Source organism: Rhodococcus sp. IEGM 1381 (genome assembly GCF_030056795.1).
In the GTDB taxonomy this organism is placed as follows: Bacteria; Actinomycetota; Actinomycetes; order Mycobacteriales; family Mycobacteriaceae; genus Rhodococcoides.
In genome coordinates, this window is sequence record NZ_JASHKQ010000012.1 from 45,295 (window position 1) to 66,228 (window position 20,934).

1 protein-coding gene is annotated in these 20,934 nt (G+C 65.5%); it reads right to left on the reverse strand.

Features of this window, described 5'->3' with window-relative positions:
* Window positions 1–6 precede the first annotated feature (6 nt).
* Window positions 7–20,913: a non-ribosomal peptide synthase/polyketide synthase gene (locus QM797_RS20475; protein WP_283277499.1), complete on the reverse strand. Its 20,907-nt coding sequence runs from the start codon at window positions 20,911–20,913 to the stop codon at window positions 7–9.
* Window positions 20,914–20,934: the final 21 nt, after the last annotated feature.

Here is a 20,934-nt window from a genome sequence, read left to right on the forward strand (position 1 = left end):
CATTCGTCACGACGACGCGATCACCGACTCCGCCCGTTCGATCAACGATGCCAGAGTGGTGGTGAGTCCCTCCGCACCGAGTGCGGGCAAGATGCCCGGAACCAGCGCCGACAACGTCACCGTCACGAGAGCCTGCGGTTTCATCGCAGAGCCCATGGTTGCCGACATCTGCGCCAACCTTGTGTGCAGGGCAGCGAAATCGACCGCTGTCGATTCGTGTTCGACGGCCACCGCATCGGGGGCGACGGCGGCCGCCCGGGCGATCAACTCGGGCAGATCGTCCGTCGTCTTGGGCTTGGCTCGCGGCGCGAACTCCGCCTTCTCCTCGTCCGAGAGGATGTCGATGGACCGCAGCACCACGTGGGGATCGGAGACTACGGCGTTCAGAATCCTCAGCAGCCGATCTGCGAACGTCGCCACCGACGACTCGTCGAGGATCGACGTCGCGTAGGTGAACGTCGCCTCGATGTCCTGCAGTGCCCCGGTGTCGTCGAAGGTCTCGACAGCGGTCAGCTGCAGATCGAACTTGGCCTGGTCCTCACCCGCAGGCACCGCCTGCACCTGCAGACCAGGAAGCTCGAACGTTCCGGTCACATGATTCTGGAACGTCAGCATCGCCTGGAACAGCGGGGTGTAGGCACTGGACCGCTCCCGGCCGAGCGCGTCCACGAGCCGCTCGAACGGTACGTCCGCGTGTCCGAACGCCGCCAGGTCCTTGTCCTTGGCCTGCTGCACCAGGTCGAGGAACGTGCCGTTCGGATCGATCTGCGTACGCAGCACCAAAGTGTTGACGAACATTCCGACCAGGTCGTCCAACTGCTTCTCGCCGCGGCCGGCTGTGGGCGTGCCGATACTGATGTCGGAGGAGTTGCTCAACCTGCCGAGCAGCACGGCGAATGCGCTGTGCACCACCATGAACGTCGTCGCCGCGTGCTCGCGGGCGATCTTTTCGATCGCCGACGCGATGTCGGTGCCGAACGTGAACCCGTACGAGGCACCCTGCATCGTCGGACGAGGCGGGCGCGGACGGTCGAGCGGCAGCGCCAGCTGTTGCGGTGCCCCGGCCAATTCGGTGGTCCAGTAGGCCAGTTGCTTCGCGAGCGGACTGTCGGGATCGCTCTCGCTGCCGAGGACGTCACGCTGCCACAGCGCGAAGTCGGCGTACTGCACCTCCAGCGGCGTCCATGCCGGCATCTCCCCCGCGACCCGGGCGGTATAGGCGACCATGACATCGCGGATCAACGGGCCCATCGAAAAACCGTCGGCGGCAATGTGATGCGCGACCACGGCGAGGACGTACTCGCCGTCACCGACCTGCAGCAGCGCAGCCCGAACCGGAGCGGTCTTCGTGACGTCGAATCCGGCGGACAGGATTTCGGTCAGTCGCGATATCACTGCTTCCGGCGTCACCTGCTCGGGCGTCAGATCGACCCCCACCTCGGCGACGGCCCCGATCTGTTGCACCGGCCCATCCACCGAATCCGGGTAGGCCGTGCGCAGGACCTCGTGGCGTCCGAGGACGTCGTCGAATGCCCCGCGCAGAGAATCGATGTCGAGTTCGCCGGTCAGCCGGACCGCGACAGGAATGTTGTACGCCGACGAACCGGGGTCGATCCGGTTGATCGTCCACATTCTTTCCTGGGCAATCGACAGCGAAAGCATCTCGGGGCGTTCGCGGACGGTCAGCTCTCGACGCGCACCGCCGCCCACGAGAGGAGCGATATGTGCGGCCAGACCCGCGACGGTGGACGCCGCGAACACCGCGCGCACCGGAACCTGCGCATCGAGTGCCTGACCCAGCCTCGAGACCAACTGCGTAGCGATCAGCGAATTGCCACCGAGCGCGAAGAAGTCGTCGTCGAGACCGACGCGGTCGAGCCCGAGCAATTCGGCCACGGTCGTCGCGACGACCTCTTCGATCGGGGTGACCGGGGCACGGAATTCGGCAACCTCGAACTGCGGCGCGGGCAACGCTTTTCGGTCCAGCTTGCCGTTGGCGTTGAGCGGAAGAGCATCGAGAACGACGAACGCAGCCGGCACCATGTAGGACGGCACAGCGCGAGCGAGTTCCGTCTCGACCACTCCCACGTCGAGGACAACTCCGGCCCGTCCGACGACGTAGGCGACCAACTGGTCCCCCATGGATTCGCGGGAGTGCACGACCACTGCGGTCTCGGCCACCGTGGCCAGAGCGCGCAGAGCCGACTCGATTTCGCCGAGCTCGATGCGGAAACCACGAATCTTGACCTGGAAGTCGGCGCGCTCGATGTACTCGAGGTGTGCTGCTGCCGGTGCGCCGTCGGTGTGCGAAACCCGCCAGCGCACGAGGTCACCCGTGCGGTACATCCGCCCGCCGTCCACCGAGAACGGGTTCGCAACGAAACGTTCTGCAGTGAGGTCCTCGCGGCCGAAGTAGCCGCGTGCAAGCTGATCACCGGCGAGGTAGAGCTCGCCGGTGATTCCGGCCGGGACCGGGTGCAGACGCGAATCGAGTACGTGGACAGCAGTGTTCGCTTCGGGCACACCGATGGGAACGACGGCGGTGTCGGCGTCGGTCACCGGGTGAGCGGTCACCGACACTGCGGCCTCGGTCGGCCCGTACAGGTTGTACAGCGCGGCGATGTCCTGACGACGGAACTGCTGAGCAAGGGCGGCCGGAAGTGCTTCGCCGATAGCCAGCACGCGGCGCAGTGAGGAGCCGAGTGCACCGCCGGCGACGGTGGTCAGCATCGACAACATCGACGGCACCAGGTGCAGAGTGGTCACCTCGTGCTCGCGAATCGCCGCGAGCAGATAGTCCGGATCGCGATGCCCGTCGGGAGCTGCGATGACGACACGACCGCCCGACGTCGGCTGAGACCAGAACTCCCACACCGAGAGGTCGAACGTTGCCGTCGTCTTGAGCAGCGACGCATCCTCGCTACCGAGGCCGTACTCCTCACGCATCCATTCGAGCTGATTGACGATGGCACCGTGGCTCACTGCGACACCCTTGGGGCGCCCGGTCGAACCGGAGGTGAAGATGACGTACGCGGTGTTCTCCGGGCGCAACACGGACGACCGCTCGTGCGGCGTCACCGGCTCGGCGGAGTAGCCGGACAGGTCCAGTTGGGTGATGTCGACGGCCGTCGCGACCGAGGCGATATCGTCCTCGGCTGCCCCAACCCCAGCGACGAGCACACACAGCGGGGCGGCGGTCTCGAGCACGAACGCGTTGCGCTCGAACGGCTGATCCGGGTCGAGCGGAACATACGCACCACCCGCGGCCGAGATCGCGTACATGCCGACGAGCAGATCGACGGAGCGCCGAATCGCCAGGCCCACACGCGCTTCCGGTCCTACGCCGATGGAGATCAGATGACGGGCCAGCCGTGCGACGCGATCGGAGAACTCACCGTAGGTGAGCGTGCCCTCGTCGTGGATCAGAGCCACCGCGCTACGATCACGCGCGGCCGATGCGGCGAACAGGTCGGTCAGCGTGCTCTCGGAGATGGTGCGCTGCGTGTCGTTCCAGTGCGAGAGGATGGTCTCGCGCTCGTCGCCGAGCAAGAGATCCAGATCGCCGATGGCCGTCGCAGGTGATGCGACTATCGCGCCCAACAGTTGCTGGAACCGATCGACCAGAGTCCGAGCGGTTCGCTCGTCGAACAGATCTGTGGCGTAGGTCAACATGGCCCCGAACCCGCCGTGCTCGCCGCTCTGTGGGTCGCTCGATCCGGGCGTATCGGTGACGATCAGGTGCAGATCGAACTGAGATGTCGTCGAGTCGGTGTCGAGTGCCGAGATATCGAGACCGTCCAACTCGAAGCTGCGGCGCACGAAGTTCTGGAAGGAGAAGCCCACCTGGAACAGCGGATGCCGAGCCGTCGAACGGGTCGGATTCACCACCTCGACCAGACGCTCGAACGGAATGTCCGCGTGCGCGAACGCCTGCAGGTCGGTCTCGCGAGCCGCTACCAGAAGGTCCTCGAAGCTGGCATCGGCGCGCGCGTCGAGACGCAACACCAACGTGTTGACGAACATGCCGACGAGGTTCTCGATCTCCGCTTCGCCGCGGCCGGCAATCGGGGTACCGACCACGATGTCCTGCGAGCCGGAGATGCGAGCCAGCAGTGTCGCGAATGCTGCGTGCACGGCCATGAACACCGTGGCGTTGTGAGTACGTGCGAGTGCGACCAGAGCGGCCCGGATCTCGGCATCGATGTAAAAATCGATGCGGCTACCGCGGAAGGTCTGTTCTGCAGGCCGTGGGTGATCCAACGGCAGATCCAGTTGGTCGGGAAGGTCGGCCAACGCGTCCGTCCAGTACCGAATCTGTTGCGCTGCGATCGAGTCGGCGTCGCCGTCGTTGCCGAGTACCTCCCGCTGCCACAGCGCGTAGTCGGCGTACTGGACGGTCAACGGAGACCACTGCGGATCGGACCGACGGGAGCGCGCGGCGTACGCCGTCATCACGTCGGTCGAGAGGGGAACGGTGGACAACCCGTCGGCACTGATGTGGTGGATGACCATTCCGAGCACGAACTCGGTGTCGGACACCCGAAAGAGCACCGCCTTCAACGGGATCGACGCGGTGACGTCGAAGGTGGTCGCCAACAGTTCGCCGACGCGGGTGGCGACGGATTCGGCATCGGTGTCCACGACGGTCAGTGCTGTGCGCGCCTCGGACATCGGCACGATCACCTGATGTGGTCCGTCCGGCGAGTCCGGGTACACCGAACGCATGGTCTCGTGGCGTTCGATCACGTCGAGGACGGCCTGCCCCAGCGCGTCGACGTCGAGGCTGCCGCTCAACCGCATCGCGAACGGGATGTTGTACGCCGTCGACGAGTTGTCGAACCGGTTGAGGAACCACATGCGCTGCTGCGCCAGCGACAACGGGACGAAGTCCGGTCGCGGCCGCGCCACCAGTGCAGGGCGCTCGGGCCCGGAGCTGCGTTCCACGCGGTGCGCCAGCGACTCGACCGTCGATGCCTCGAACAACATCCGCACCGGCACGTTTCGGCCGAGGGCGGCACCGATCCGAGAGACCACCTGGGTTGCGACGAGCGAGTTTCCACCGAGCTCGAAGAAGTCGTCGTCGAGTCCGACGCGATCCACTCCCAGCACACCGGCGAAGACACCGGCAACGATCTCCTCGATCGGAGTGGACGGCGAACGGAACTGCCGAAGCTGAGCTGCGGGCGCGGGAAGCGCGCGCCGGTCGAGCTTTCCGTTGACCGTCAACGGAATGGTGTCGAGTACGACGAACGCGGACGGGACCATGTAGTCGGGGAGGTTCTCGGCGACCGATGAGCGCAGGGTGTCGACGTCCACGACAGCACCTGCGGCGGGCACCACATAAGCAACCAGTCGAGCCGAGCCCGGAGTGTCCTCGCGGGCGATCACGGCGGCTTGGCCCACGGCCGCCGCCGCGGCAACAGCGGATTCGACCTCGCCCAGCTCGATCCGGAATCCTCGAATCTTGACCTGATCGTCGGCACGACCGACGAACTCGAGTTCGCCCGAGGCGGACCAGCGCGCGACATCGCCGGTGCGGTACAGCACCGATCCGTCCGCGGCGAACGGATCGGCCACGAACCGGGTGGCGCTCAATCCTGCTCGTCCGAGATATCCGCGTGCGACCTGCCCACCCGAGACGTACATCTCGCCGGGAACTCCGACCGGAAGCACCCCGAGCCGGGAGTCGAGCACGTACACCGAGAGTCCTGAAATTGCCCGTCCCACCAAAGATCCCGAGGCGGACGCGGCCGACGTCACATCGAGCTCGCGGTGCGACACGTGCACCGTGGTCTCGGTGATTCCGTACATGTTCACCAGTCGCGGACGGCTGTCACCGTGCCGGGCGAACCAGCCGGACAGCCTGCGCAGCTCGAGTGCCTCACCGCCGAAGATCACGAACCGCAGCGCGTAATCGGCTGTCGTGGCAGAGGTTCGATCAGCCTCGTCCAACTGATAGAAGGCCGACGGTGTCTGGTTGAGCACGGTCACCCGCTCGGAGACCAGCAACTCCCGTAGAGCCTCCGGCGACCGTGACGTGTAGTAATCCACGACGACCACGGTGCCGCCGGTGGTCAGTGGGCCCCACAGCTCCCAGACCGAGAAGTCGAAAGCGAACGAGTGAAACAGCGTCCACACGTCCTCGGGACCGAAGTCGAACTCGCCCTGCGTGTTCGCGAGCAGGCGAACGACATTGCGATGCGGAATCACCACGCCCTTGGGCTTACCGGTAGATCCCGACGTGTAGATCACGTAGGCGACGTGGGCATCGGAGCGCGGTGAACGCAGTTCGGTCGGCTCGAGTGGCGCAGTGTCGACCGCGTCGTTCGACGAGTCGATCTCGACGCGCGGCAATGTCGTCGGCAGATCCACCTCGACCCCGGACCAGGTCAACATCGCGGCAGGTCGCGAGTCGGTCAACACGAACTCGATGCGATCGGCCGGGTAGGACGGATCGATCGGCACGTACCCGCCACCTGCTTTGAGCACCGCGAGCAAACCGACGACGAGGTCGGCGGACCGCGGAAGAACCACGGCAACAAGGCTTTCCGGTCCCACTCCGACCGCCGACAGGCGACGGGCCAGTGCATTGGATGCCTCGTCGATCTGCCGGTAGGTCGAGCTGCGATCACCGAACACTACAGCGATCGACTCGGGCGCGTCGGCGACGCGAGCGGCGAACAGGTCCACCAGCGTTTCCGGCGTATCCGCGACGGCGGGTGCCGTACGGGCAAGCGTCAGAACGTGGTCCCGCTCGGCCGTGTCCATCAAATCGATGGTTCCCACCGGAGCCCCGTAGTTCTCGGCGACCGTGTCGAGGATGCGCAACAACCGGGTACCGAAGCTACGGGCGGTGTCCTCGTCGTAGAGGTCGCGGGCATAGGTGACGTCGAGTCGCGTGCTGCCGTCGGTGTTGTCGGTGAACGTGAACTGCAGGTCGAACTTGGCCGTGACGATGTCGAGGTCGAGTCCGCGCACGTGCAGTCCAGGCAGCTCGAGTTCGGTCTGCTCCATGTTCTGCACGGTCAGCATCACCTGGATCAACGGGTGTCGCGCGGCCGAACGAGCCGGATCGAGAGCCTCGACGAGACGCTCGAACGGAACGTCCGCGTGGCCGAACGCCGACAGATCCGCTTCACGGACATGCTTGAGCGCAGCAACGAACGACAAATCCAACGCGGCGTCCGTGCGCAACACCAGGGTGTTGACGAACATGCCGATCACATCGTCCAGTGCCGCGTCGCCGCGGCCCGCGACCGGTGTACCGATCGCGATGTCCCGTTCACCCGACAGTCGCGCGAGCAGTACTGCGAGTGCGGTGTGCAGCACCATGAACAGAGACGACTGATGGTCGCGGGCCAGATCCACCAGGCTCGCACGGGTTGCAGCACCGACAGTCAGGACGACGTTTCCGCCGCGATACGACGCGGTGTCCGGGCGGGGCCGATCACCGGGGAACGTGATTTCATCGGGCAGTCCGGACAGCGTGTGCGACCAGTGCCGAATCTGCGTCGAGATCGGCGACCGCGGGTCGTCCTCGGAACCGAGCTCGGCGAGCTGCCACAGGGTGTAGTCCACGTATCGAACCGGAAGTGGTTCCCAGTTCGGTGCCACGCCGGAAGACCTGGCCCCGTAGGCGATCATCAGATCACGGGTCAACGGTCCCATCGAGTAACCGTCGGCAGCGATGTGGTGGGTCACGAACGCAAGGACGTGACGGTCCTGCTCGACCCGCAGCAGAGCTGCACGCAGCGGCGGTGCCGTCGCAACGTCGAATCCGCTCATGAACAGATCGGTGAGCGCACCGATGACCTCGGCCTCGGTGACCGAACGGGCGTGGAGTTCTGGAACCACCTGCGCGGCGTCGACGATGACCTGCGACGCAGTTCCATCGGCCTCGGGATACACCGTGCGCAACGACTCGTGCCGCTCGACGACGTCGGCAACGGCGGCAGCCAGGGCATCGACGTCGAGCGTGCCGGTCAGCTCGATGGCCACCGGAAGGTTGTTGGTTGCGGCGTCGACGTCGAACTGGTTCAGGAACCACATTCGGCGTTGCGCGAGCGAAAGGGGGACCGTCTCGGGCAAGTCGCTGCGCACCAACGACTTTCGTCCGCCGGAACCGGACTGCTCGTCCAGTCTGGCTGCGAGCGCAGACACCGTGGTGGCCTCGAAGATCGCGCGAACCGACACGGTGGTGTCGAGTGCGACGCCGATACGCGACGCCACTCTCGTCGCCACGAGCGAATTTCCACCGAGTGCGAAGAACTCGTCGTCCGCACCCACTCGGTCGACGCCCAGAATCTCGCGGAACACTTCGGACACAACGATTTCCGTGGCGGTGCCCGGTGCTCGGAACTCGCGCTGCACGATCTCGGGATCCGGGAGCGATCGACGGTCGAGCTTGCCGCTCGGTGTGAGAGGCAGGGAATCGAGCACCACGAACGCCGCAGGGACCATGTACGAGATCAGTGAACCCGCGGCAGTCTCGGTCAGCTCGGCCGGGTCGAGGGTCGAGCCCGGAGTAGGTACTACGTACGCGACGAGCTGATCGCCGGTCACCTCGCTCGAATGAACGAGCACCACAGCCGATCCGACACCGGGATGGCGCCGCAGCACGGTTTCGATCTCGCCCAGTTCGATGCGCAGGCCACGAAGCTTGACCTGGAAGTCGGTGCGGCCCAAGTATTCCAGGACCCCACCCGATCCGGTGATGGCCGGACGATTCTCGCCACGCCAGCGCACCAGGTCGCCGGTGCGATACATTCTGTCGCCACGCTCGCCGTACGGGTCGGCGACGAATCGGTCGGCGGTCAGATCGGAACGGTCCAGATATCCGCGCGCCAACTGCACACCCGCGAGATAGAGCTCGCCGGCGACTCCGGGAGCCACCGGTCGCAAACGTGAATCCAGCACGTATGTGTGCGTATTCCACACCGGAGCACCGATCGGCACCACGTCGAGGTCGGCCTCGGTCACGTCGTACGAAGTCACCTCGACCGCAGCCTCGGTCGGACCGTACAGGTTGTGCAGTGTCGTGTTCGGCAACACGGCCCGGAGTCGAGCTCCCACGCCTGCAGACAGGGCCTCACCGGACGCGAACACCATCCGCAGCGACTCGGCGCGCGAAACACCGTCCTCGCCGACGAACACCTCGAGCAGTGCAGGCACGAAATGAGCAGCGGTGATGGAACGTTCGACGATGAGGTCGACGAGATACGTCGGGTCGCGGTGACCGTCCGGTTTCGCGATCACCAACGTTGCCCCGATCTGCAACGGGAAGAACAGCTCCGGTACCGAGACGTCGAACGTCACCGGGGTCTTCTGCAGCATCACGTCGTCGGCAGTCAGAGGGAAATGCTCTCGCATCCACGACAGGCGGTTGACGATCGACAAGTGTGTCACCGCAACACCCTTGGGGGTACCGGTGGAACCCGAGGTGAAGATGACGTACGCGGCGTTCGAAGGCAGCAGTGGGGCACGTCGATCCGCGTCGCGGATCGGAGCGTCCGACACATCGAGGCCCTCGGCGGAATTCTCTGCGATATCGAGAACGGGGACGTCCGAGCCGAAGGAGAACCCGTCGCGGCCGGTCGTCAGAATGCAGACCGGAGCCGCGGTGTCGAGGATGTGGCCGGTACGTTCGGCAGGCTGGTCCGGATCGATGGGGACGTAGGCGCCGCCGGCCGTCACGATGGCATGAATGGCGACCAGCAGCTCGATCGACCGGCGAGCGGCGACGGCAACCGATGTCTCCGGTCCGACTCCACGAGTGATCAGCACGCGAGCGAGTCGGTTGACGCGACTCGAGAACTCCGCGTACGTCAGCGACTCACCCTCGAACACCAGAGCCGTTGCATCCGGGGTCTTCTCGACCTGGGCCGAGAGCAACGAGACCAAGGTCTGCGACCGGTCGACGGGATGCTCGGTGTCGTTCCACTCGCGGAGAACTCGCCTGCGTTCGTTGTCGTCGAGAAGCTCGATCTCGCCGACCACGGCCGCGGGATTCTTCGCGACCGAACCCAGGACGGTGACCAACCGCTCGCACAGGACGAGGACGGTGTCCTCGTCGAACAGATCCGTGGCGTACGTGACGTCCACGACCATGCCCTGTGGGGCACCGGCCGGACCGATCTTTTCCACGAAGGTGAATTGGAGATCGAACAGCGAGACCACGGTTTCGAAGTCGACGGTGGACACCGACAGTCCCGGCAGTTCCAGGTCTTTCTGACCCAGGTTCTGGAACGCGAGCACCACCTGTACGAGGGGATGACGCGCCGTGGAACGGGCAGGGTTGAGGATCTCGACGAGCCGCTCGAACGGAACGTCGAGGTGAGCCAGCGCAGACAGGTCGGTCTCCCGGGTGTCGGCGAGCACCTGGTCGAACCGCCGCGCCGTATCGATCTCGGTCCGCAGGACCAGGGTGTTGACGAACATGCCGATCAGGTCGTCGAGAGCGGCCTCGCCGCGACCGGCGACCGGAGTGCCGATCGCGATGTCGGCTTCACCGGACAACCGCGACAGCAGTACCGCCAGCGAGGTGTGCACCACCATGAACAGCGAAGCGTTCTCAGCTCTCGCGGCGTCGATCAGGCCGCGATGCAGATCCTCGTCGATGGAGAACCGCACCAGCGCACCGCTGTTCGAGGCAACGGCGGGTCGCGGTCGATCGGACGGCACATCCAACTGGTGAGGTAGACCGGCCAATACCGTTGTCCAGTAGTCGATCTGTTGCGAGACGATGGAGGTGGGATCGCTCTCGGAACCGAGGACCTCGCGCTGCCAGAGGCTGTAATCGGCGTAATCGACCGGCAGCGGAGACCAGAACGGTTCCTGGTTCATCGACCGGGCGGCATACGCATTCATCACGTCACGAGTCAGCGGACCCAGTGAGAATCCGTCGGCCGCGATGTGGTGGACGACGAATACGAGCAGGTGCTCGGTAGGACTGACCTCGAACAGCCTCGTCCGGAACGGCAGGTCCTTCGACAGGTCGAAGCCGGTGGTGGCCAGTTCGCGCATCGCGTTCGCCACGTCGTGTGCAGCGATGTCGACAGGCGTCAGGTCGGGGGTCGCCGATTTCGCATCGACGATCACCTGGTGAGCGGTGCCGTCGGTCTCGGGGAACACCGTGCGCAGGGATTCGTGCCGAGCCACGACGTCGGACACCGCGATCTGCATCGCGCGGCGGTCGAGCAGACCGGAAAGACGCACAGCGATCGGGATGTTGTTGGCGGCCGATTCCACGTCGAACTTGTTCAAGAACCACATACGCTGCTGGGCCAACGACAGCGGTATGTGTTCCGGACGCTCCTGCGGCACCAGTGGCGGGCGACTACCGGTGGCGACCAGCGTGCCCAACCGGGCAGCGAGATCGGCCACCGTCGACGTGTCGAAGAGCTCTCGCACCGCGATGCGGGTATCCAGGGCGACGCCGAGGCGAGACACCAACTGTGTTGCGATAAGGGAGTTTCCGCCGAGATCGAAGAAGTCGTCGTCGAGACCGACCCGCTCGATACCGAGCACCTGAGCAAAGACGTCGGCGACGACACATTCGATGTCGTTCGTCGGCTCCCGGTACTCGGTCACCTCGAAGGCGGGATCGGGCAAGGTCTTACGATCGAGCTTTCCACTCGCGCCGAGCGGGAACTCCGCGAGCACGATGAGAGTCGTCGGCACCATGTATTCCGCCAGTCGTGCCCGAAGCGCGGCCAGTACAGCTCCGGTGTCCACCGAGGCACCGGACGGTACGACGTACCCGACGAGTTGCTCGCGGCGCACGACGACAACCGCCTGGGAGATCGAACGCTGCGCCAGCAGTGCCGATTCGATCTCGCCGAGTTCGATGCGCAGGCCACGCAGCTTGACCTGGAAGTCGGAACGTCCGACGTATTCCAGTTCGCCGTGCCGGTTCCACCGCACGACGTCTCCGGTGCGGTAGAGACGCGCTCCGCCCGTCGCGAACGGATGCGCCACGAATCGATCCGCGGTCAGATCGGGGCGACCGACGTAGCCACGAGCCAACTGGGTACCCGCCAGATAGAGCTCACCCGCGACTCCGACGGGAGTGGGGTTCAGTCGCGAATCCAGCACGTACACCGCGGTGTTCCACACCGGAGCACCGATCGGCATGACGTCCGAGTCTTCGTCCGTCACAGCGTGATACGTCACGTCGACCGCGGCCTCCGTCGGACCGTACAGGTTGTGCAGCGCCACTCCCCCGATCGCGCGGCGCAGTGCCCGGGCCGTGGTGGGAGCCAGCGCCTCGCCGGATGCGAACACCAGCCGCAGCGAGGCACCCGACGTCCTGCGGCGCTCCACCTCGGGGACGAACACCGACATCATCGACGGCACGAAGTGCACCACCGAGACATGTTCGCGCGCAATGACATCGAGTAGGTACATTGCGTCTCGGTGACCGTCGGGGACGGCGATGGCCACCGACGCGCCGTTCTGCAGGGCCCAGAAGAACTCCCACACCGATACGTCGAAGGTCGAGGGCGTCTTCTGCAGCACCACGTCGTCGGCGTTCAACTCGTACTCGTGCTGCATCCACAGCAGGCGATTGACGATTGCCTCGTGGGAGACCGCGACGCCCTTGGGCCGACCTGTCGATCCCGATGTGAAGATCACATAGGCAGTGTTGGACGGCCGCAGCGGGGCGAGTCGATCGGCATCGGTCAGGGGAGCCGACGACAGCGTCGACACGTCGAGCGTGTCGATGTCGATCGTTTCGACTCCGGCGAAGTCCACGTGATCGCGCGTGATGGACAGCACTCGGATCGGTGCAGCCGTGGCCACGATGTACTCGTTGCGGTCGGCCGGTTGCTTCGGGTCGATCGGAACGTAGCCCGCCCCCGCCTTGACGATCGCATACATGCCGACGAACAGGTCGAGGCTTCGACCGACAGCGAGTCCGACGAGGGAGTCGGGCTCGACCCCGATCGATACCAGATGGCGCGCAAGGCGATTGGCTCTCGCCGCGAACTCCGCATACGTCAGCCGCTCCCCCTCGAACACCAGCGCCGGTGCATCGGGAGTCTGGGCGACCTGACGGTCGAACAGGTCGACGAGCGTCATCTGCTTCGGCACGTCGTGTTCGGTGTGGTTCCACGCCGTCACGACTCGCGCGCGCTCGCCGTCGTCGAGAAGATCGATGTCTCCCACCGACACCGACGGATCGGCCACCACCGCGGTGAGCATCCGCACGAAACGATCGGCGAAGCCGCGCACCGTCTCGGCATCGAACAGGTCGGTCGCGTACGTCAACTCGGCGGCCATGCCCTGTCCGCGCCCGTCCACTCCGATCGACTCGGTGACGGTCAGCTGGAGATCGAACTTCGCCACCTCGGCGTCGAGCGCGACGCTGTCCACCGACAAACCTGGCAGGTCCACGTGCGTACGAGTGAGGTTCTCGAACGAGAGCATCACCTGAAAGAGCGGATGCCGTGCCTGCGAACGCGACGGATTCAGCACCTCGACCAGGCGCTCGAACGGAAGATCGGCGTGCCCGAACGCACCGAGCGCCACTTCCCTCGCGCGCCCGATCTGCTCCGAGAACGTGCGACCCGCTTCGATATCGGTACGCAGTACGAGCGTGTTGACGAACATACCGACCACGTCGTCCAGGGCTGCGTCGCCGCGACCGGCGACCGGAGTGCCGATCGCAATGTCCTCGGTGCCCGAGAGGCGCGCGAGCAACACTGCCAGTGCCGCGTGGACGACCATGAACAGTGACGAGTTGTGCGTGTGGGCCAGCACGGACAGGCCGCGATGGACCTCGGCCGGCACCTCGAAGCGGATCGACGAACCCTGGTAGGACTGGCGATTCGGGCGAGGCCGGTCGGTCGGCAGATCGAGCTGATCCGGCAATCCGGCCAGCATCTGGGCCCAGTAGTCGACCTGGCCGGAGATCAGCGACTGCGGATCATCCTCGGATCCGAGGACCGAGCGCTGCCACAGGCTGTAGTCGGCGTACTGGACCTCCAACGGCATCCATGCCGGGTTCTCCCAGGCAGTACGCGAGGCGTAGGCGATCATGATGTCTCGGGCCAGCGGTCCCATCGACCAGCCGTCGGCCGAGATGTGGTGCACCACCATGGCGATCACGTGTTCGCGTGGACCGATCTCGAACAGTCGGGCCTGGATCGGAACGTTGACGGTCACATCGAACGTCGTCGACGCGAGCGCGAAGACCTGCCGCTGAATGTCGGCCGCCGAGGTCGGAATCGGCATCAGGTTCGGCACCGTCTGAGCGGCGTCGAGAATGGACTGCTGCGGTCCGTGCGCGGTGTCGGGGTAGACGGTGCGCAGAGACTCGTGCCGGTCGATCACATCCATGATGGCGACCTGCAGTGCGGCGACATCCAAGTCGCCGGTCAGCTTCAACGCGAACGGAATGTTGTATGCGGCGGAGTCGACATCGAACCGGTTGAGGAACCACATGCGTTGCTGCGCCAGCGACAGCGGAATCCGCTCCGGTCGAACGGTCGCGACCAGCGCGGTGCGTCCACCCTCGCCCGCGGCTTGCTCGACCCGCACCGCAAGCAGCGCGACGGTCGAGGCCTCGAACAACATGCGCACCGGAACAGTTGCATCGAGCGCCACTCCCAACCGTGAGACCACCTGGGTGGCGATCAACGAGTTGCCGCCGAGCTCGAAGAAGTCGTCGTCGAGCCCCACCCGCTCGACCCCGAGCACGCTTGCGAAGACGTCGGCGACGATCTCCTCGATCGGGGTGGTCGGAGCGCGGAACTCGCGTACCTCGAACACCGGTGCCGGCAGCGCCCGGCGATCGAGCTTGCCATTGACCGTCAACGGAATGGCCTCCAGCACAACGAAGGCGGACGGCACCATGTATTCCGGAAGAGCTGCGCCGATACCGGCCCTGAGGTCCTCGATGTCGACGATCGGGCGGCCCTCGACCGCCGCGGAGACCACGTACGCAACCAGACGGGCCGCACCCGGCGAATCCTCACGAACGACGACGGCAGCCTGGGTGACCGTCGGCTGCGCGGTCACCGCAGCCTCGACTTCGCCCAGCTCGATGCGGAATCCGCGCACCTTGACCTGATCGTCCGAGCGTCCGAGGTATTCGAGCTCACCGCCGGCGTTCCATTGCGCGAGGTCACCTGTTCGGTACAGCAGCGACCCATCCTCGGACCCCGAGGCGAACGGGTTCGCCACGAAGCGGGTCGACGTCAGCGCTCGGCGACCCAGGTAACCGCGGGCGAGTTGTCCACCGCCGACGTACATTTCGCCGGGAACACCCACCGGAACCGGATGCAGTCGGGTATCGAGCACGAAGACGCGCAGACCGGCGATGGGCTTGCCGACCACCGACGCGCTGGTCCCGACGGACGCAGAACCGAGCTGTCGGTAGGAGACGTGGACGGTGGTCTCGGTGATGCCGTACATGTTGATCAGCCGCGGCGCGGTGTCCCCGTGCCGCTCGAACCACCCGGTGAGCCTGCGCTGTTCGAGTGCTTCACCGCCGAAGATCACGTACCGCAGCGACAGCTCACCGCCGTCGGTCACCGCGACGCGATCGGCCTCGGAGAGCTGATAGAACGCCGATGGCGTCTGGTTGAGCACGGTCACTCGCTCGTCGACGAGCAATCGGTGGAATGCCTCCGGCGATCGGGAGGTGAAGTAGTCCACGACCACCAGCGTGCCGCCGTTGAGCAACGGGCCCCACAGCTCCCACACCGAGAAATCGAAGGCGTAGGAGTGGAACATGGTCCAGACGTCGTCGGCACCGAAGCCATAGACCGAATCGGTGTTGGCAAGCAGCCGAACGACGTTGCGATGCGGAATCAGCACGCCCTTGGGGCGACCGGTCGAACCCGAGGTGTAGATGACGTAGGCGACGTTGTCCGGACGTAGGGGACGCGTCCGATCGTCGTCGGTGACGACAGCACCCGACATCGACGCCAAATCTACGGTGTCCATGTCGAGCAGCGTTGCGCCGGTGCGTGATTCGACATCCACCGGCAGCTCGACGCGGTCGGCACCGGAGTACAGCACGGTGGTGGGCCGAGCATCGTCGAGCATGTACTCGACGCGGTCGAGCGGGTAGCTCGGATCCACCGGAAGATAACCGCCGCCGGCCTTGACGACCGCGACGAGGGCGACGATGAGCTCTGCCGACCTCGGCAGGGCGACGGCAACCAGGCTTTCGGGGCCGACACCGCTGGAGATCAGCACCCGGGCAAGACGATTGGTGCGTGCATCGAACTCGGCGTACGTCATCGACGTGCCGTCGAAGCGCACCGCGACGGCGTCCGGATTCTCGGACGCCGCTGCGCCCAGGAGGTCGACCAGTGTGACCTCTCGAGAGACGTCGACTCCCGACGCGTTCCATCGCGATGCCACGCACTCGTATTCCGCGGCATCGACGATATCGACGTCACCGACCGGAACCGTCGGGTCGATGGTGACAGCGTCCAGAATGTCGAGGAATCGACGGGCGAAACTCTCGACCAGTTCTGCATCGAACAGATCTGTGGCGTACTCGAACACCGCGTCGATGCCTGCGGGCACTCCGGCGTCGAGATGCTCGGTCAGCCAAAGCTGGACGTCGAATTTGGCGATGGGAACGTCGAATTCGGCGGCCACCGCTCGGAGTCCACCGACCGTGAGCTCGCGCGACATCGCAGATTCCAACGAGATCGCAACCTGGAACAAGGGATGCCTCGACGTCGAGCGCACCGGATTGAGCACCTCGACGAGTCGCTCGAACGGCACGTCCGCATGGGCGAAAGCGGACAGGTCGGTGTCGCGGACTCGTTCGAGGAGTTCTTCGAACGTCAACGCGGGATCGACGTCGGTGCGCAACACCAGAGTGTTGACGAACATGCCGACCAGGTCGTCGAGTGCGGGCTCGCCGCGGCCCGCCACCGGTGCTCCGATGGCGATATCGGTGGTGCCGCTCAGTCGGGCGAGCAGCAGCGCGTACGCCGCCTGCATCACCATGAACAGCGAAGCGTTGTTCGCACGCGCCAGCTGTGCCAGCGAGGCATGCAGTTCCGCCGGAACGTCGACGCGCAGCTTGCTACCCGAATTCGAGGACACCGCGGGACGCGGCCTGCTCGACGGCAGGGCCAGCTGATCCGGCAGATCCTCGAGAGTCGCGTTCCAGTAAGCGATTTCGCGGGATGCCATCGACAGCGGGTCGGTCTCGGGACCGAGTACAGCCCGCTGCCACAACGCATAGTCCGCGTACTGGACCTCGAGGGGTGTCCATTCCGGTGCGCGCCCGTTGATCCGGCTCGCGTAGGCCACGAGCACGTCCCGGGCAAGCGGACCGAACGACGCCCCGTCGGCGGCGATGTGGTGCAGCACCATGGCGAGTTCGTGCTCGGTCGGTGAGATCTCGAAGAGTGCGATTCGGAAGGGTGTGTCGACCGTGACGTCGAATCCCTTCCCGACCAATTCGTGCAGGCGGCCGCCCAGGTCGCGGCGTTCGATGCGCACCGGCTGAATGGTCGCCGGGGTTCGTGCCGCCTCGAGCACGACCTGCTCGGGTGAGCCGTCCACCTCGGGGTACACGGTCCGCAACGTCTCGTGTCGATCGACGACGTCGGCGAATGCAGCCGACAGGGCGACCACGTCGAGGGGACCGGTGAGATGGACGGAGAAGGGCAGGTTGTACACCGCGGTGGTGGGATCGAATCGGTTGAGGAACCACATACGCTGCTGCGCAGGCGAGAGCGGGATGCGCTCGGGCCGTTCTTTGGCCTCCAACACCGGGACGTCCGCGCCGAGACGGGCCGCCGATTCTGCCCTGGCCGCGAGCGCACCGACGGTGGGTGCCTCGAACAGCTCCCGAACGCCGAGCCGCACTCCCAGTGCACTGCCCACTCGGGTCACCAACTGAGTAGCGATCAGCGAGTTGCCACCGAGCTCGAAGAAGTCCTCGTCCAGACCGACCTTGGAGGCCCCGAGCAGATCCTCGTAGATGCCCGCCACCACGTAGTCCGCACGGCTCTTCGGTGCCCGATACTTCTTCGCGCTGCTGAACACGGGTTCCGGCAACGCTTTTCGATCCAGCTTTCCGCTGGTGTTCAGCGGCAGAGAGTCGAGGACGACCACCGCCGCCGGCACCATGTACGACGGCAATGCGTGTCCTGCGAATTCGATTGCCGCCGCGGATTCGATGGATCGTCCCGGAGCCGCGACGACGTACGCCACCAACTGGTCACCGGTGACCGTCTGTGCCACCAGGGTCACTGCCTGCGAGATGGACTCGTGAGAGAGCAGAACCGTCTCGATCTCGCCGAGCTCGATGCGCTGGCCGCGGAACTTGACCTGGAAATCGGTCCGTCCTATGTAATCCAGCACTCCGTCGCTGCGCCAGCGCACGAGGTCGCCGGTGCGGTACATCCGGTCGCCGCCGATGCCGAACGGGTTGGCCACGAAGCGATCCGAGCTCAGATCCGGCCGGCCCACGTACCCGCGCGCGAGCTGCACTCCGGCGAGGTAGAGCTCACCCGACTCGCCGATCGGGGTTGGGCGCAAGCGACTGTCGAGTACGAACGCCTTCGTGTTCCATTCGGGCACACCGATCGGAACTGTACGACTGTCCTGCGGGCCGCTGGGGTAGTACGTCACCGAGACAGCAGCCTCGGTGGGGCCGTAGAGATTGTGCAGTCCCGCCCGGCACATGGCACGGAACGACGCAGCGGTCTCGACCGGCAGCGCCTCACCGATCACGAACACGTGTCGCAACGAACTGCACGTGTTCACCGGCGCATTGGCGACGAACACCGTCAACATGGACGGCACGAAGTCGGTGACGGTGACCCGGTGTTCGGCAATCTTGTTGGCCACGTACACCGAATCGCGATGCCCGTCGGGCGTCGCGAGCACCATCGTCGCGCCGACCCGCAGCGGAAGGAAGAACCCCCAGAGCGAGACGTCGAAAGTGGTGGCCGTCTTCTGCAGATAGACGTCGGAGGCGTCCATCGGGTACTCCGCGAGCATCCACTCCATCTGGTTGTGGATGGCCCGATGCTCGACCGCGACGCCCTTCGGCCTTCCGGTCGATCCGGACGTGTAGATCACGTAGGCGGTGTTCGAAAGTCGCAGTGGCGCAGTGCGTTCGGTGTCGCGGATCGGCGCGGCGGACCGCGAGGTGTAGTCGAGGAGATCGACCGCCACCGTCTCGGTTCCCTCGGGCAGGGCAACGTCGTCGGACGAGGAGATCAGCACGCAGCGCGGCTGCGCGGAGTCCAGGATGTAGGCAGTGCGCTCGGCGGGGTGGTCGGGATCGATCGGCACCCAGGCACCCCCGGCCGCCACGACGGCGTACATGCCGACGACGAGGTCGAACGAACGACGGATCGAGAGTCCCACGAGCGTCTCGGGGCCCACTCCCATGTCGATCAGGTGTCGAGCGAGCACATTCACCCGGGCCGAGAGATCGCCGTAGGTCAGCGCCTCGCCCTCGTACACCAGGGCTGTCGCATCCGGGTTCGCGGCCGAGGCGGCCTCGAAAGCGGACAGCAGCGTCCGCGGTTCGGTCTCGTGCTCGGTGGCGTTCCACTCGGCCACGACCTGTTCGAGTTCGACACCGTCGGTCAGCGCCAGATCCCACACCGCATCCTTGGGTCCCGACGCCACGAAGCGGGCGAAGAACTCGACGAATCGTTCGTGGTTCCGCCCGGCCTGGTCCGGTCCGTACAGATTGGGGTTGGACTCGAAGTCGATGTGGGTGGTGGACCCGACGACGCTGGTGTAGAGGTTGAGCCCGAAATCCTCGATGAGGCCGGTCGAGAGGATGTTGATGCCGCCGACCATCGAGCCGAGGCGCACCTCGCCGAAGAACAGCATGATGTTGACCCACGGGCCGAAGAACGACGCCTGACCGCTGGCCGCTCCGGCATCGCGCCGAATGTCCTCGTGCCGGTATCGCTGATGACGCAGGGCCCCGGAGACCTCGGCGTTGACGCGCGCGAGCAGCGTCTCGACGGTGGTGTCACCCGACACGTCGAGCCGTAGGGGAACGACGTTGGAGACCATGCCGCCGGAGCGGCGCAACACTGCGGTGGTGCGCGCGGTGACGGGGAGCGAGAGCACGACGTCCTCGCGGCCGGTCATCTGCGCGAGGTAGGCGGCGAAGCCTGCGATGACGATGGTTGCCATCGTCGTGTCGGTCTCGCTTCGCAGGGCCTCGAGCCGTTCCATTGTCTCGGGCGACAGAGCTGTGCTGTCGATCTGACTTTTCGCCGCGGGTGCAGCGGTGTGACCGGCGAGCGTGGTGACTCCGTCGATACCGTCGATTCGCGACGCCCAGTACTCGCGGTCAGCCTCGAAACGGGTCGAGTCGCGGTAGGCCACGTCGATGTCGTAGACCTTGGTCAGGTCCGATGCCAGGTTCTTACTCGGTTCGGTGCCATCCACCGTCGCGGTGTACAGCTCCGCCGCGCGGTTCATGAACGTGACGGCACCGAAACCGTCGAGCACCACGTGATGCACGCGCTCGTACCAGAACCAGACGTCGTCCTCGAGGCGCAAGACGGTCGCGGCGATCAGTCGGTCGCGGAGAACGTCGATCGGCGCGCTGTAGTCGCCGTGCATCCACGCCAGCGCCGCTGCCCGCGGATCGGCCTCGCCGCGTAGGTCCAGGTAGTTCAGAGAGTCGTCGAGGGTGGGATCGACGATCTGCCGGGGTTCGGCGTCGATCTCGACGATGCGCACGAATCCGGACTGCAGCTCCAAAGCCGCCTGTGAGGATGCTCGGCGGAGCAGCTCCACATCGAGATCACCGTGCAGTTCGATGTACTGGGCGATATTCGCAGGTACCGCCGGGTCCACGTGCTGCGCGAACCACATTCCCAATTGGGCCGGCGACAGGGGGAACGACGAATGCTCAGGACTGCCGACTCCGTCGTCGTGTCCAGCACCTTCCACACCTAGCGGGTCCAATCGAAG